The organism is Mycobacterium asiaticum (genome assembly GCF_001668675.1).
Lineage (GTDB): Bacteria > Actinomycetota > Actinomycetes > Mycobacteriales > Mycobacteriaceae > Mycobacterium > Mycobacterium asiaticum_D.
In genome coordinates this window covers 1-14363 of sequence record NZ_LZKQ01000101.1, presented here as the reverse complement: position 1 = coordinate 14363, position 14363 = coordinate 1, and the positions used below count along the sequence as shown (strand labels likewise).

Sequence of the window (14363 nt, the reverse complement as noted above, 5' to 3'; positions counted from 1 at the left end):
GACCGCCCGGCAGCATGGCCAGCGAGAAGTAGGGGACGCTGGACTCGTCGACGTCGGCGGCGGGCAGAACCCGCTGGCCTGGGGTGCTGGCCCGCTCCACGTAGAACGTGTCGTCGAGTTGACCGGATGCCGAAAGTGCTTCGCGCACATTGTGATAGGAGCGCCCCAGCTTCAGGATCACCGCGGCGTCGGCGTCGGCCAGCCGCCGGGTCAACTCGCCCACCGGCAGGGTGCCGGGTAGCACCGACAGCACCTCGTCGCCGGCTACCAGCGGGGTCGCCACGGCCGCCGACGCGGCGCTGACCGACGTCACGCCCGGCACGATCACCGCGTCGAACCGCTCCGTGAGCCGGGTGTGCAGATGCATGTAGGAGCTGTAGAACAGCGGGTCGCCTTCGGCCAGCAGCGCGACATTGCGGCCGGCGGCCAGGTGCGCGGCGATCCGCTCGGTGGCTTCGACGTAGAAGTCCTCCAGCGCGCCCGCATAACCTCCGGGATGATCGGTCGTCTCCGTCGTCACCGGGTACACCAGGTGTTCCTCGATATGGCCCGGCCGCAGATACGGTGCGGCGATACCGCGGGCAATGCTGCGGCCGTGACGGGCGCTGTGATAGGCCACCACATCGGCCTCGCCGATCACCCGGGCCGCCTTGACCGTCACCAACTCCGGATCGCCGGGACCCAGCCCGACACCCCACAGCGTGCCCCGCGGTGTCATTCGCGCTCGGTCGCTATCGCGTTGACAGCGGCGGCGGCCATGGCGCTGCCGCCCCGGCGTCCCTGCACCACCAGGTAGGACATGCCGCGCGGGCGTTCCACCAGCTCCTGCTTGGACTGCGCCGAACCGACGAATCCGACCGGCCCGCCCAGTACCGCGGCCGGCGTGGGCGCACCCTCGTCGATCAGTTCCAGCAGCCGGAACAGCGCGGTGGGGGCATTCCCGACGGCCACAACGGCGTCGCCCAGGCGGTCGGCCCACAACTCGACGCCGGCCGCCGACCTGGTGGTCTGGCGGGCGGCGGCCAGGTCGGCCGCGCGCGGGTCGGCGACCAGCGACACCACCTCGTTGCCGGCCGGCAGCCGTGCGGTGGTGATGCCGGCAGCCACCATGGACGAATCGCACAGCACGGGTGCGCCGGCGCGCAGGGCGGCGCCTGCCCGGGCCACGACGTCCTCGGTGAAGGCCACATGCTCGGCGACGTCGACCTGACCGCAGGTGTGAATCAGCCGGACCACCACGCGCTCGACGTCCGCGGGGAAGCGCGTCAGGTCGGCTTCGGCGCGGATCGTGGCGAACGACTGCCGGTAGATCTCCGCAGCGTCGCGGATGTAGTCGAGCACCCGCCCACCTTAAGACCTGCGTACCTGGTAGCCCGTCCCGGTAGCGATCAGCACTTCTCCGTGCAGCGGACTGCCGCACGCGCGTTCGCAACCGACGAAGTGCCGGTGCACCGGGTACGTCGGGTCCAGCGCGGCCGCGGCGTCGGCGCGCACGTCGGAGAGAGAGCGCGCGCAACCGGGACTGCCGGTGCACGCGCTCACCGTCAGCCAGGGCGAGTTTTCGTCGAACACCAGACCCAGCGGAGCCAACACCCGCAAGGCGACGTCGGCCACCTCCTCGGTGAGGTCGCACACCAGCACCGTGCGCCACGGCGTGAACACCACGGGAGCCTCGAGTGCCGCGAGGAACTCGGCGTCCCGGGCGGCCAACACGCCCAGCGGCACCGCGGCGCCCAGGGTCACCCTGCCGTCGTCCTGGGTGATCCAGCCGATCGGCGGTTTTTGGGCCGGCGGGAAAGGGTCGCCGAGTTCGGCACCGGGCAGCAGTTCAACCGGCTTTGCCAATTCCGTTACCCGCCAGGCTTTTCCGCGGAGATCAAGGAAACGCAGCGCAATATCGACCAGGGCCGCGGTGACATCGCTGGGCCGCACGCCGGTGTCCCGCCCGGCCAGCAGCAATGTCGGGCCGTCGGGGGCCACGTGCACGCCGGTGTCGGCGCACAGCCCCGATACGTCGCCGCGGCCATCGTCCAGGCTGAAGAAGAAGCGGCCGCCCAGGTCGGCCAGGCGCGGTTGGGCGCGGATCGCCGCGTCCAGTTCGCCGATCCACGGCCGCACGTCCGCGTTGCCGCCGACCCGGCCGGACAGCGGCGACGCGACGATGTTGCGGACGCGTTCGTGCGTCGTCGACGGCAACAACCCGGCTGCCGCGACCGCTTCTGCGACCGCGGTGACATCGCTGATCGCCCGCAACTGCACGTTGCCGCGTGCGGTCAGCTCCAGCGTCGCCGAGCCGAATTCCTGCGCCGCTCCCGCCAGCGTGGCCAGCTGGGCGGCGCTGATCCTGCCGCCCGGCAACCGCACCCGCACCAGGGCACCGTCCGCGGCCTGATGCACCTGCAGCGCACCGGGGCAAGCGTCGGAATCGCGGGACCTGGACACCCATCCACGGTACGGGGCGGCAGTGATTGGATCCCGGCCAACGGGGCACAGTACGGTCATGGAGACGGTGGAATACGCCCCGGGACGCTCGGCCGATGTCTTCGGCGGCCCCGACCAGCCCACGATCCTGCTGTGGCACGGCATGCAGACTGATGCCCGCGCCGCCGTCCGGCCGCTCGCCGGGCTGCTGGCCGGGCACGGCGCCGCGGTGGTGGCGCCGGATTGGAACTCCCACGCCGACGACGGCGGGCGGGCGGACCTGCTGGGTTCGCTGGAGTTCGCTCGCGGGCGCGCTGACGGTCCCATCGTGCTGGTCGGCTGGTCAATGGGGGCCGCGGCAGCGGCCGGGGTCACTTTCGACGCGGACAATCTGAAAGTTCAACTCGCGCATACGGTGTGCCTGGCGGGCGCCTTCATGGCCCCGGATCCGATCTCGGGCCGGCCGGTCGCTGACATGCTGCGGTCGGAGCACGTCGGGGCGCCGTTCACGCTGCTGCACGGCTTGGCTGACGATGTGGTCCCGGTGAGGGCCAGCCGGGATTTCGCCGCGGCCCTCGAACATCACGGATGGCCGGTGCAACTGGCGGAACTGGACGCCGACCACGGAACGATCGCCGGTGCTGACTACGACGCCGCCGCCGATCGCTACGTGCCCGGAACTTCGGCAGCCGCTCAGCGGACGGCCGCCGAGGTCGCCGCGCGGATCGCGGCGCTGATCGGTCGCTGACCGTTGACGCACTGCCGGAGGGCCAACGGGACCGAAGTGCAGTAGGCCACTACTTAGGCAAGTCCTGTCGCCCCGCCGGACACTTCGAACAGTCCCCCGAGCGGCAGGAGTGTGCAATGGAGCAACGCGGAGATCATGCGGTGGTGTTGGGTGCCAGTATGGGCGGGTTGCTGGCGGCTCGAGTCCTGTCCGAGTTCTTTGACCGGGTGACGGTTGTCGAACGGGACGTCCTGCCGACCGATCCCGTGAACCGGCGTGGCGTTCCGCAGGGCAGGCTGATCCACGCCTGCCTCGCGCGGTTGGCCCAGGTTCTCGACGAGCTCTTTCCGGGGTTCAGCGACGAATTGATAACTCGCGGCGTCAGCCGATGGGATGACGGTGACTTCGCCAAACTCGATTGGTCCTTCGGGGGACATCGGCTGGTGCGGGAGGGGCGGTCCGCTGACGTGCCGCGGTTGTTGTCCCCGAGCCGCCCTGTTCTGGAATACGCTGTAAGGCAACGTGTTCGGTCGATCCCAAATATTTCATTCTGCGAGGGTCGTGACGTCGTGGGCCTGACCGCCACGCCGGATCGTTGCCGGATAACCGGTGTGCGGGTAGTAGACCGCGCCGACGACAGCGCCGAGGAGTTGACCGCCGAGCTGGTGGTCGACGCCACCGGCCGCGGTTCCCGGACCCCAGTATTCCTCGAAGAACTCGGCTATGACCGCCCGCGTGAAGACGAAGTGGTGGTGCAGTTGGCCTACGCGTGCCAACTGCTGCGTATCCCCGCCGGAGTGATCAAGGAGCACATGATCGCGCGCTTCCCGGCGCCGGGACGGCCGAAGATGTTTGCGTTGATCGACTACGGCGACAACACGTATATGGTCGGGGCCGGCACGATGGCGGGAGTGGCGCCGCCGCGCGACCACGCCGAAATATTGGACTACGCAGCCGAACTGGCGCCGGTCCAGGTGGCAGAGGCGATTCGGACGGCCCAGCCGATCAGCGACGTCGTCCACCACCGCGTCCCATCCAACCGCTGGCGTCGGTACGACAAGCTGCGCCGGTTACCGCAGGGTCTGCTGGTTGTCGGCGACGCGGTGTGCAGCTTCAATCCCATCTACGGACAGGGCATGACGGTCGCGGCCCTTGAGGCGGTGGTGTTACGCCAGTGTTTGCGCCGCGGTAAGAGCGACCTGTCCCGGCGCTTTGCCCGCATGGCCGCGAAGAACGTACGCGTAGCGTGGCAGACCGCCGTCGCTTCGGACCTGACTTTGCCGGAAGTCCAGGGGCACCGCCCGACGTCGATGCGGATCAGCAACGCATGCCTGGAGCCGGTGATGACCGCGAGTGAGACGGACCCGGTAGTTGCAGGACAATTCTTGCGCATTGTCGGAATGCTCGACTCACCAGCCACGTTGTTGCGCCCCTCCATTCTGCTTCGCATCCTGCGAGCACAGCACCGCAGGACGGGCGGGCGCTCCGTCCACGAGGGGTCCGACGGACGCTTGGCCGCAGTCGCACGTTGACAGTCGGAACACGGAAGGAGAAGTCGAATGACGATGGAGAACCTTCACACCGTGGAGAGGGCCTACCGCGCATTCAGTGCCGGCGACCTGACGTCGGTGCTGAGCATCTTCGACGGCTCGGTGGAGTGGAATGTCAACGGCGGCAGCTCAATCAGCGGCAGGTACGGTGGCCTGGCCGCGGCCGCCGATCTATTGGCGCGGGTCGCGGAGAAGCTCACCGGCATCGAGCCGAAGCGGTTCTTCACCGACGGTGACTCGGTCATCGTGCTGGCCGAATTGCGTTTCGGCGCAGACGTTGCCCGGCAGACCGACGTCTACCAGTTCCATGACGGCAGGGTCGTCAACGTCCGGACCTTCGGTGACGCGGCCGTGATTGAGCGGGTCTTCGACGTTCGGCGAGTCGCCTGCTGATCAAGCACTCGTAACGCCACCTCCTGCGTCGCCCAGAGCTCGCCGACTTCGACAGCCGCACCGCCTGAGTGGCGTTTGTCGTCACGCAGAGGAAAACCCTTACGGTATCGGCTGATAGCGCTTTAGCGTCTGCCCAGTGAGCTTTGCCACCGCGCTCGTTGCTGCCCCGAACAAGGTCAGCGGCACCCAGGGAGCCGGCCCGTCCGGGCGTTGGGCGCGCCGCAAATGGGACATCCTGCGCTGGGCTTCGCCGTTGCTGTTGCTGGGGCTGTGGCAGCTGGGGAGTGCTGTCGGAGTTATCTCGGAGTCGGTGCTGCCGGCTCCGTCGCTCATCGCCGATGCGGGGCTGGAACTCATCCGCAACGGCCAACTGCCGGACGCTTTGCAGGTGTCGGGTTTACGGGTCGTCGAGGGGCTGGCGCTGGGCGGGATCGTGGGACTCGTACTCGGCTCCGCGGTAGGGCTGTCGCGCTGGTTCGAGGCGACGGTCGATCCGCCGATGCAGATGATCCGGGCACTGCCGCATCTGGGTCTGATCCCGCTGTTCATCGTGTGGTTCGGCATTGGAGAATTGCCGAAAGTGTTGCTGGTGGCGCTGGGAGTGACGTTCCCGCTGTATCTCAACAGTTTCTCGGCGATCCGCCAGGTCGATCCCAAACTGTTCGAAACCGCGCAGGTGCTGGGTTTTTCGTTCTGGCAGCGGTTCACCCGGATCATCGTCCCGAGCGCCGCCCCGCAGGTACTGGTTGGCTTCCGGCAATCGTTGGCCATCGCCTGGCTGACGCTGATCGTGGCCGAACAGGTCAACGCGGACAAGGGAATCGGCTTCCTGATCAACAATGCCCGCGACTTTCTGCGCATCGACGTCATCATCTTCGGCCTGACCGTCTATGCGTTGCTGGGCATCGCGACCGACGCGCTCGTCCGCCTCGTCGAGCGTCGCGCGCTGCGCTACCGACAATGAAAGGCCAGAGGTGACCATCACAGCAGAACCCGCCGCAAATCAGGACGCCCGCGTGGCGATCGCCGGAGAACTCCGTAACGTCGACAAGTGGTACGGCGAACGCCATGTGCTGGTCGATGTCTCGCTGCAGGTACGCACCGGCGAGATCGTCGCGCTGGTGGGCCGCAGTGGTTCGGGCAAGTCGACGCTGCTGCGGGTGCTGGCCGGCCTGTCCGACGACCACACCGGCGGGCGCGTGGTGGCCGGCGCGCCGGCGTTGGCCTTCCAGGAGCCACGCCTGTTTCCCTGGCGCGACGTGCGCACCAACGTCGGTTACGGCCTGACCCGCAGCCGGTTGCCCAAGACCCAGATCCGGGCGCGCGCCGACCGGGCGCTTGCCGACGTCGGGCTGGCCGACCGTGCCGAGGCCTGGCCGCTGACGCTGTCAGGCGGTCAGGCACAGCGGGTTTCCCTTGCCCGGGCGTTGGTCGCCCAGCCGCAACTGCTGTTGCTCGACGAACCGTTCGGAGCGTTGGACGCGCTGACCCGGCTGACGATGCGCGAGTTGTTGCTGGATCTGTGGCGGCAGCACGGCTTTGGCGTATTGCTGGTGACCCATGATGTGGACGAGGCGATCGCACTGGCCGATCGCGTGCTGGTCTGTGACGACGGCCGGATCGTGCACGCACTGACGATTGACGAGCCGCGCCGCTCGGACCGGGGCGCTCACACTGAGCGGTACCGTGCCGAGTTGCTCGATCGGCTCGGAGTGGGGCATTGAGCATGCGCCGAACTCTTCTAGCGCTGGTTGCGGTCGCGGCATTGACGTTGACCGGATGCGTCGCCCGGGCCGGGACTACGGGCCCGCGGGCGGCGCCCGCCGCCGTCCCGCTGGCCGAATTGACCGGTCTCACTTTGCAGATCGGCGACCAGAAGGGCGGGACCGAGGCGTTGCTGCGCGCAGCCGGGCAACTCGACAGCCTGCCGTACCGCGTCGCGTTCTCCACCTTCACCTCGGGCCCACCGCAGGTCGAGGCGGCCACCGCGGGCAAGATCGACTTCGCGATCATGGGCAATACGCCGCCGATCTTCGGGGCGGCCAGCAACGCGAAAATCAAAGTGGTCTCCGCCTACGCCGGGGGTGGGCCGGGCAATCGGATTCTGGTGCATGCTGATTCACCGATCACCTCGGTTGCTGACCTGCGTGGCAAGGCCGTCGCCGTCGGTAAGGGCAGTTCCTCGCACGCCAACCTGCTGGCCCAGCTCGACAAGGTCGGGCTGAAACCGTCCGACATCAAGCTGGTATTCCTGCAACCCGCGGACGCGTTGTCGGCCTTCAAGCAGCATCAAGCCGATGCGTGGGCGATATGGGACCCCTTCACGGCGCAGGCCGAGCGTCAGATCCCGGTGCGCAGCATCGCCGAAGCCACCGGTGTCACCAACGGCGACTATGTGGGCGTGGCATCGGATCAGGCGCTGGCCGACCCCAAACGCAACACCGCACTCTCTGACCTCCTGGTGCGTTTCGCGCGAGCCGCTCGATGGGCGAAGGGCCATCCCCAGGAGTGGGGTCAGTATTACGCCACCGCAGTCGGATTGGATCCAGAGACCGCGGCGGTGGCGGCGAACCGGAGCCTGCGCTTGCCTACCGAACTCGGTGACGATGTGATCAATTCAGAACAGCGGCTTGCTGATTTGTTTGCCGCGTCACAGCAGATCCAATCGTCGCCAAAGTTCGTCAATTGGGTGGATAGACGCTTCAACGACGCACTGCGCCCGAATCTGATCAGCTAACAAAAGGGGGAGCCATGCCGGCAAAATTCTTCTGGTTCCTTCCGACTACCGGCGACAGCCGGTCCATTGTCGGGGGATCCCACACGTCGTCGCACCACGCGATCACAGCGGGTCATCGCAAGCCCAGCCGCCGATACCTGGCCGAAATCGCCCGGGCCGCAGACCGACTGGGCTTCGAAGGGGTGTTGACGCCGACGGGCACCTGGTGCGAAGACGCCTGGTTGACGGCTGCCGCGCTGCTCGCCGAGACCGAGCGGCTGAAGTTCCTGGTGGCTTTCCGACCGGGCCTGGTGCCGCCGACGCTTGCTGCGCAGCAGACCGCCACCTTGCAGCGGTTCTCCGAGGGCCGGGTTTTGCTCAACGTCGTCAGTGGGGGAGATGACAGCGAGCAGCGCCGTTTCGGTGACTGGCTCAGCCACGACGAGCGTTATGACCGCACCGCCGAATTCCTGCAGACCGTCAACTCGATCTGGCGGCAGGAGTCCGTCGATTTCGACGGCAAGTACTACCGGCTCGAGGACGCCCGGGTGTCGGCACCGCCGGATCCGTTGCCGCAGATCTACTTCGGTGGTTCGTCGCCGCCCGCACTGGACATCGCCGCCGAATTCGTCGACGTCTATCTGACCTGGGGAGAACCACCGCAGGTGGCGGCGGACAAGATCGCCAAGGTGCGGGGGCTCGCCGAAGCCCGGGGTCGCAAGGTGCGGTTCGGGATCCGGCTGCACACCATCAGCCGTGCGACCTCGGAGGCGGCATGGGCGGTGGCCGACGAGCTCGTCAACGAACTCACTCCCGAGCAGATCGCTAGTGCCACCGAAATGCATTCGCGCTCACAGTCCGAAGGCCAGCGCCGGATGACCGCGCTGCATGGCGGCCGCCTGGACCAGCTGGAGATCTACCCCAACCTATGGGCGGGAGTGGGCCTGGTTCGCGGGGGTGCGGGCACCGCGTTGGTGGGGAGCCACGAAGAGGTCGCCAACCTGATCGTTGAGTACCACTCGCTGGGTTTCGACGAGTTCATCCTGTCCGGTTATCCGCATCTGGAAGAGGCGTACTGGTTTGCCGAAGGCGTGCTGCCTCTCTTGCGGCATAAGGGTGTCGCGTAGCTTGCTGTCGGCGGCGTCGAGCGTGAGCGTTAAGTACACGATTCGCGCTCGATGGGGCCATAAGCCCCACGCTCGGCGGTGCGCGGCCCCCGCGAGCTAAAGCGTCACACCGTGCGCGGGACGGTCCCCAGCTCCCGCAACCATCCCTTACGGGCCGCCTTGTGCCACTTCAGCGATGCGGGCACGGTGCGCCACCCGCTGCGGATGACGCTGCGCACCGCCCGGTAGCGGGTCTCATCGACCCGCGTCCAGCGAATGTCGAACCGCTCCCGCACAATTGGGGGCAGACCACCGAAGATCACCAAGCGCATCGGCGGTGCCAGCGCGGCACGGACCGGCAATGTCGGCAGCAACGCGTCCATGAGCGGGCGCAATAGTGGATGGCTCGGATAATCCGGTGACGCGCTCATATCCGGGATCGCCGGCCTCTTGATGAATTTGATCAGATAGTCCGACGCCGCATTGGGCTGCAGCACTTCAGTGCAGTAGCGGTCGTACTCCCGGTTGAAGTCGGCCAGCGTCGGCGGCACAACCGATTCCGAAACTCCGTACCGCCGATACCATTCGCAGCCCTCGAGATAAAGCTGTTCGCGTTCGCGATTGGTCAGCCGATGGGTGTCCCAGTGTTCGGCGAGCCGGTGCACCATCACCTGGAAGGTGGCGTGCGCCCACCAGTATGTCTCGGGATTGAGGGCATGGTAGCGCTGCCCGTCGGGCAGCTCACCCTTGATGTCACGGTGGAAGTCGCGGACCTTGATCGCTGTGTCGTCGGCGTCGGGCCCGTCGTAAATGGCGCCGAGAATACCAGGCAGGGAACGGAATACGCGGTCCACCGGATCGTCGAAGAAGTTCGAGTGGTCGATCAGCCCCTGGCCGATCGCGGGATGCATCGTCTGCATCAAGCCCGCCGTACCGCCTTCGAAAGCGATGCGCAGATCACCCGCCCAGCGCCACAGCAGCGACCGCGGGCCCAGATCGATACGGGTGTTCACAGCGCCAACTTGCCCACGTCGTGGTTTTGGTCGCCGAAATACCGGCTCAGCACGCGCTGCCGGGCGCGCTCACCCCACCGCTGCACATAAGCCGTGCCCCAGCGGGTTCGGGTAAGCAGTTGATAGCGAACGAGATTGGCGGCCAGGACCGGCAGCACCGCGACGGGAAGCGTGCGCGGCAGGTCCAGATCGCGCATGCCGTCCTTGCGCAGGAAATAACGCAGCATGCTGAGCAGACGGGCTCGCGCGACGGCACCCCGCACGCGGGGCAGGTTGGGAAAGTGCAGGCCACGCTGCGCGTCGACGATGGCGTTGGCCAACGGCGGACCCGCCAGACTGACATCGGACTGGGTGAGCAGCAGATGGTAATTGAGGCGGTGCTGCTGGCTTTCGGTGTCGCACAGCCAGTCCTCATCCACCCCCATTAGCCAACCGACGTACTTCCACAGATGCATGATCGCCAGGGAATCCTGACGGCTGACCCGCACCCCCAGCAGTCGCACCCCGAGCAGCAGTGCCCCGTTGAACAACCCCAGCGTCGCCGCCTGATCCGACTGGTTGATCGGCAGTCCCCACTGCTCGACATCCCATCGCCCGTTGGTCTCGAACCGCTGATTCACCAGCGCGTGCATCAAGCGCACGTGCACGGTGAGCTTGAAGCCCGGCTTGTCGCGGCGCATGCCCTCGTGCTCCGATATCGCGACGGCCCAGTGCTGGGTTTCGGCCAGCCGGCGCACCGTCGTGCGCCCGGTCAGCCCGCCCGTCTCGACCAGCAGGTCCGTGGGCCCGCCGAATCGATAACCGCCGATCAAGGCCAGCTGCAACATGACGTCGGCAGCGTTGGTGCCGAATCGCCGGTAGGCGGCAGCGCCCCGGTTGATCAGGTCGAAGTCCACCCAATCCGGGGTGCGCTCGACGACGCCGAAGAACTGGCGCAGCGCCACCGGACACTCGGGCACCGCGTCCACACCGGAGTCCAGGGCGACGTTGAACTGGCCCATGGACACCTCGCCGGCCCGCATCGCCCGCACCAGCTCAGCGCCCGTCTCGTCCCGTTGCAGGAGGCGCTGGCCGATTCGTTCGAGCAGTTCCGCGTCGGGCCGCGAGGTGCGGGTGAGAACCTGCAGCGGGCGGCCCAACCGACGATTGCGCGCCTGGGCACCGAGGAAGCGGCGCGGATATCCGGCATCCGCCTTGAGCGGTACGTCCAGGTCTGCCACCATGACCCCATGCTGACACGAGCTTTTATTCACGTTCAATTCGCGTTCTGATGGCCAGGGCCAGCAAGGGTGCCGCCCGCCGAACGCCCAGCCAGGAACGGTCTCGCGCGCTGGTCGAACGCATTCTGGACGCGGCTCAGGAGGTGTTGATCGGCCACGGGTACGACGGCGCTTCCACCAACCGAATCGCGGCCGCGGCCGGTGTCAGCCCGGGTTCGCTTTACCAGTACTTCCCGAACAAGGAGGCCATCGTCGCCGCGGTCATCGACCGCTACAGCGATGCGCTGGCCGCACGGGTGGCGTCCACCCTCACGCAGTCGTTGGACCGGCCCGCGCCCGAACATGTCCGAAACTCCGTCGCAGCGCTGCTCGACGCACTCGACGTGCATCCCGAATTCCTCAGGGCGGTGATCGAGCGGACCCCGCGGCTAGGCGCCGGCAGCAAACTCGCCGCCTTCGAGCAGCGGATCGGTGAGCTGACCATGGCCTATCTGGTGATGAACCGCGACCAGGTGCGTTCCGACGTCCGCTTCGATACCGCGGCGTGGATGCTGGTGCGGATGGTCGAGCACCTCACGGTCCGCTACATCCTGGACCGTCCCGACATCGACCGGGACGAATTCCTGTATGAGATAACGACTTTGGCGTTGAATTATTTAAGGATTCACGACGTCCCGGTGCGACGTGCGTAGGCCTCGCGCTTGTCCCTTTCCAGGTCGCTGGTGAATATCCGCCCGGTACCCAGAGCGCGCCCGAGTGCCTCGGCCACGGCTTGGGGCATCAGTCGCTGAGCCCACACGGTAGCCCCGAGCGAACGCGGGACCGCCACGCGCGGTTGTGGTTTGGTGATCACTTTGACCACGGCCAGGGCGACGTCTTTGGGCTCGGCGTTCTTGAAGCCCTTGGCGTGTCCGACGCCGGCGACCATCTCGGTGTTAGTCAGCGTCGGCATGATTACCGTGAAATGCACGCCGCTGCCGTGATTCTCCATGCGCACCGCGTCGGTGTATCCGAGCACGGCGTGCTTTGTGGCGCAATAGGTTGCAATGCCCTCGGTGGGTACCACGCTGCCCAACGACCCGATATTGACGACGTGACCGCTGCGGCGGGGAAGCATTCGCTGTGCGGCGAGCTTGGTGCCGAGGATCACGCCGTGCACGTTGATGTCGAACAAGCGTCGGGTGATGTTGTCGTCCTCATCGACGGCGTCGCCCACCGCGATCACCCCGGCGTTGTTGACCAGGACGTCCAGCGGGCCCAGTTCCTTCTCCACGGCATCGAGGAATTCGGTGAACGAGCCGCGGTCGGTCACGTCCAGGCTTCGCGAGATCGCCAGTCCCAGCCGCTCACCCGACTGCTTCACCGTGGCCTCATCGATATCTCCGATGGCCACTTTGGCCCCAGCGGCGTGCAGCGCCGTGGCGATCGCCAGACCGATGCCGCGGGCGCCACCGGTAATCGCCACAACTTTTCCGGCCACGGATTGAGATGTCATCGCTCCACGGTATTACGTCGTGGGTCTCCGGTCGACGGGCACCGCCACGAATGCGCTGAACCGGTTGACCCACAGAGCTTTTGCGGCGACGAGTAGAGTACCCACCGTGGCCGTGGCCTCGTCGAATGAGCGGATGATTGCCGGAGTGGCGGCTGCGTCCGTCGCGCTCGGGATCGCCCAACTCGTCACCATCCCCTTCGGCGGGCGGGCCGACGCGCGCACCGCCGTAGGTTCCGCGGCCGTCGACCTGACACCGGGCCCGGTGAAGGAATGGGCGATTCAAACGCTGGGCCCACTGGACAAACCCTTCCTGGCCGTCGTCGTGCTCGTGGTGATCGCGACGATTGCCGCGATCGCCGGGACCCTCGAAACACCGCGCCGCCCGCTCGGGAGCGCCGTGATCGTCGCGGCGGGCGTCCTCGGGTGCGCTGCCGTGCTATCGCGACCCGGTGGCACCGCGTTCGACACCATCCCCACTGTTGTCGGCGTCATCTGCGGCATCGTGGTCCTCCGCCGCCTGACCCGGGCCGACCGCAATGACCCGGACGACCGGCCGGACCCCGGCCGACGGAGATTGGTTGCCTACGGATTGCTCGGTTTCGGCGTCGCCAGTGGGATAGCGGGAGCATTCGCCACCCGGCTGGCGCATTCGGTGGAATCAGACCGCAAGACCTTCGCCCTGCCGTCCCCGCGCTCGAAAGCGCGCCCGATACCTCCCGAGGTGCAGCCGAAAGGTGTTGCGCTGCCCAGTTTCATCACGTCGAGCGCCGACTTCTACCGCATTGATACCGCGCTGAGCGTGCCCCAGCTCAGCCGCGGCGACTGGCGGCTGCGTATCCACGGGATGGTGGATCACGAAACCACCTACAGCGCCGACGATCTGGCCCGCTTCGACATCGTCGAGTCCGTGACCACCCTGACATGTGTGTCTAATCCTGTTGGGGGAGATCTTATTTCGACGGGCATCTGGACGGGCTACCGCTTGGCGGATCTGCTGGCGGCCGCCGGTGTGCACCCGGACGCCGACATGGTGCTCTCCACCTCGATCGACGGATTCACCGCCGGTACGCCGGTGCAGGCGCTCACCGACGGCCGCGACGCGCTGCTGGCGGTCGGCCTCAACGGTCAACCGCTACCGGTCGAACACGGCTACCCGGCCCGCATGGTGGTGCCCGGCCTCTACGGCTACGTGTCCGCCACCAAATGGGTCGTTGACCTGGAGCTCACCCGCTTCGACAAGGCCAAGGCCTACTGGACGCGGCAGGGCTGGGCGGCGCAGGCGCCCATCAAGACGCAGTCACGCATTGACGTGCCCCGAGCCGGTCAGAAGGTGCCGGTGGGGCCGGTGGTGTTCGGCGGTGTCGCCTGGGCGCAGAATCGCGGCGTGCGGGCGGTGGAAGTCCGCATTGGGGACGGCAATTGGCAACCCGCCGAACTAGGCGCGAGCTACTCCAACCAGACATGGCGATTGTGGAGCTTCCCGTGGCAGGCGAAAGAGCCCGGGAGACAAAGCATCACCGTGCGCGCCATCGACAACACCGGTGCCGTTCAGACCGAACAACGCGCCGATCCCGTCCCGGACGGCGCCACCGGCTGGCACACGGTGAAATTCACCGTCGTGCCGGCATGAAACCTATTTCGACGACAGCTTCCGCCAGCTGAACACCGCGACCGCGATCCCGACGAGCGCCGTGATTGGCCCGATCACCGACCAGGTGGTGG

Annotated in this window: 15 protein-coding genes; 9 read left to right on the top strand and 6 right to left on the bottom strand. The window is 67.1% G+C overall.

Features of this window, described 5'->3' with window-relative positions; translation table 11 throughout:
- From A9X01_RS09435 to cobG, 3 genes are all read right to left on the bottom strand, one after another.
- Positions 1-718, bottom strand: a 718-nt coding sequence (locus A9X01_RS09435; RefSeq protein ID WP_065120496.1) for a precorrin-2 C(20)-methyltransferase, incomplete at its 3' end; no start/stop codon positions are given.
- Positions 715-1341, bottom strand: coding sequence for a precorrin-8X methylmutase (locus A9X01_RS09430; protein ID WP_065120487.1), 627 nt, complete (start codon positions 1339-1341; stop codon positions 715-717). The genes A9X01_RS09430 and A9X01_RS09435, both read right to left, overlap by 4 nt.
- A 9-nt stretch (positions 1342-1350) precedes the next feature.
- On the bottom strand, positions 1351-2442 hold the full coding sequence (cobG, locus tag A9X01_RS09425; protein WP_065120502.1) for a precorrin-3B synthase: 1092 nt from the start codon (positions 2440-2442) through the stop codon (positions 1351-1353).
- Between the two features lie 58 nt (positions 2443-2500).
- Between cobG and A9X01_RS09420 the strand changes: the two genes are divergently transcribed.
- The 7 genes from A9X01_RS09420 to A9X01_RS09390 all read left to right on the top strand — a co-directional run bounded on the left by A9X01_RS09420 (position 2501) and on the right by A9X01_RS09390 (position 8934).
- Entirely contained in the window at positions 2501-3169 is a 669-nt protein-coding gene (locus tag A9X01_RS09420) for an alpha/beta hydrolase (protein ID WP_065120485.1), read from the top strand.
- Positions 3170-3285: 116 nt separating this feature from the next.
- Positions 3286-4680, top strand: coding sequence for an FAD-dependent oxidoreductase (locus tag A9X01_RS09415; RefSeq protein ID WP_065120484.1), 1395 nt, complete (start codon positions 3286-3288; stop codon positions 4678-4680).
- 27 nt (positions 4681-4707) lie between these two features.
- Positions 4708-5091: a nuclear transport factor 2 family protein gene (locus A9X01_RS09410; RefSeq protein WP_065120482.1), complete on the top strand. Its 384-nt coding sequence runs from the start codon at positions 4708-4710 to the stop codon at positions 5089-5091.
- Positions 5092-5227: 136 nt separating this feature from the next.
- Positions 5228-6055 carry an ABC transporter permease gene (locus A9X01_RS09405; RefSeq protein WP_065120480.1) on the top strand — a complete coding sequence of 276 codons (828 nt, stop codon included), beginning with the start codon at positions 5228-5230 and terminating at the stop codon, positions 6053-6055.
- A gap of 10 nt (positions 6056-6065) precedes the next feature.
- On the top strand, positions 6066-6815 hold the full coding sequence (locus A9X01_RS09400; RefSeq protein ID WP_065120478.1) for an ABC transporter ATP-binding protein: 750 nt from the start codon (positions 6066-6068) through the stop codon (positions 6813-6815).
- Between the two features lie 2 nt (positions 6816-6817).
- Positions 6818-7828 (top strand): ABC transporter substrate-binding protein, encoded by a 1011-nt coding sequence (locus A9X01_RS09395; RefSeq protein WP_065120477.1) that lies wholly within the window; start codon positions 6818-6820, stop codon positions 7826-7828.
- A 14-nt stretch (positions 7829-7842) separates the two neighbouring features.
- The gene (locus A9X01_RS09390; RefSeq protein ID WP_065120475.1) at positions 7843-8934 is read left to right on the top strand and encodes an LLM class flavin-dependent oxidoreductase; all 1092 of its coding nucleotides are present in this window, start codon (positions 7843-7845) and stop codon (positions 8932-8934) included.
- 104 nt (positions 8935-9038) lie between these two features.
- Here A9X01_RS09390 and A9X01_RS09385 read toward each other — a convergent pair whose 3' ends face one another.
- Both A9X01_RS09385 and A9X01_RS09380 read right to left on the bottom strand, forming a co-directional pair.
- A complete protein-coding gene (locus tag A9X01_RS09385; RefSeq protein ID WP_065120473.1) occupies positions 9039-9926 on the bottom strand; it encodes an oxygenase MpaB family protein in 888 nt (295 codons plus the stop codon).
- Complete coding sequence (locus A9X01_RS09380) at positions 9923-11149, bottom strand: oxygenase MpaB family protein (RefSeq protein ID WP_065120471.1); 1227 nt, start codon at positions 11147-11149, stop codon at positions 9923-9925. The genes A9X01_RS09385 and A9X01_RS09380 overlap by 4 nt, the downstream gene beginning before the upstream one ends.
- A 47-nt stretch (positions 11150-11196) precedes the next feature.
- Between A9X01_RS09380 and A9X01_RS09375 the strand changes: the two genes are divergently transcribed.
- Positions 11197-11838, top strand: a complete 642-nt coding sequence (locus A9X01_RS09375) for a TetR/AcrR family transcriptional regulator (protein ID WP_081282292.1) — start codon at positions 11197-11199, stop codon at positions 11836-11838.
- Here the strand turns inward: A9X01_RS09375 and A9X01_RS09370 are convergent.
- Positions 11811-12641 (bottom strand): SDR family oxidoreductase, encoded by an 831-nt coding sequence (locus A9X01_RS09370; RefSeq protein ID WP_065120470.1) that lies wholly within the window; start codon positions 12639-12641, stop codon positions 11811-11813. The two genes, A9X01_RS09375 and A9X01_RS09370, sit on opposite strands and share 28 nt — an antisense overlap.
- 133 nt (positions 12642-12774) lie before the next feature.
- Here A9X01_RS09370 and A9X01_RS09365 point away from each other — a divergent pair, with 133 nt between their 5' ends.
- Complete coding sequence (locus A9X01_RS09365) at positions 12775-14271, top strand: molybdopterin-dependent oxidoreductase (protein ID WP_065120498.1); 1497 nt, start codon at positions 12775-12777, stop codon at positions 14269-14271.
- The last annotated feature ends 92 nt before the right edge of the window (positions 14272-14363 follow it).

Bases quoted from the DNA above. Each gene is read 5' to 3' on its own strand.
- A9X01_RS09415 (WP_065120484.1), top strand. From the start codon at position 3,286: ATGGAGCAACGCGGAGATCATGCGGTGGTGTTGGGTGCCAGTATGGGC.
- A9X01_RS09390 (WP_065120475.1), top strand. From the start codon at position 7,843: ATGCCGGCAAAATTCTTCTGGTTCCTTCCGACTACCGGCGACAGCCGG.
- A9X01_RS09375 (WP_081282292.1), top strand. From the start codon at position 11,197: ATGGCCAGGGCCAGCAAGGGTGCCGCCCGCCGAACGCCCAGCCAGGAA.
- A9X01_RS09380 (WP_065120471.1), bottom strand. From the start codon at position 11,149: ATGGTGGCAGACCTGGACGTACCGCTCAAGGCGGATGCCGGATATCCG.
- A9X01_RS09410 (WP_065120482.1), top strand. From the start codon at position 4,708: ATGACGATGGAGAACCTTCACACCGTGGAGAGGGCCTACCGCGCATTC.
- A9X01_RS09420 (WP_065120485.1), top strand. From the start codon at position 2,501: ATGGAGACGGTGGAATACGCCCCGGGACGCTCGGCCGATGTCTTCGGC.
- A9X01_RS09370 (WP_065120470.1), bottom strand. From the start codon at position 12,641: ATGACATCTCAATCCGTGGCCGGAAAAGTTGTGGCGATTACCGGTGGC.
- A9X01_RS09395 (WP_065120477.1), top strand. From the start codon at position 6,818: ATGCGCCGAACTCTTCTAGCGCTGGTTGCGGTCGCGGCATTGACGTTG.
- A9X01_RS09365 (WP_065120498.1), top strand. From the start codon at position 12,775: ATGATTGCCGGAGTGGCGGCTGCGTCCGTCGCGCTCGGGATCGCCCAA.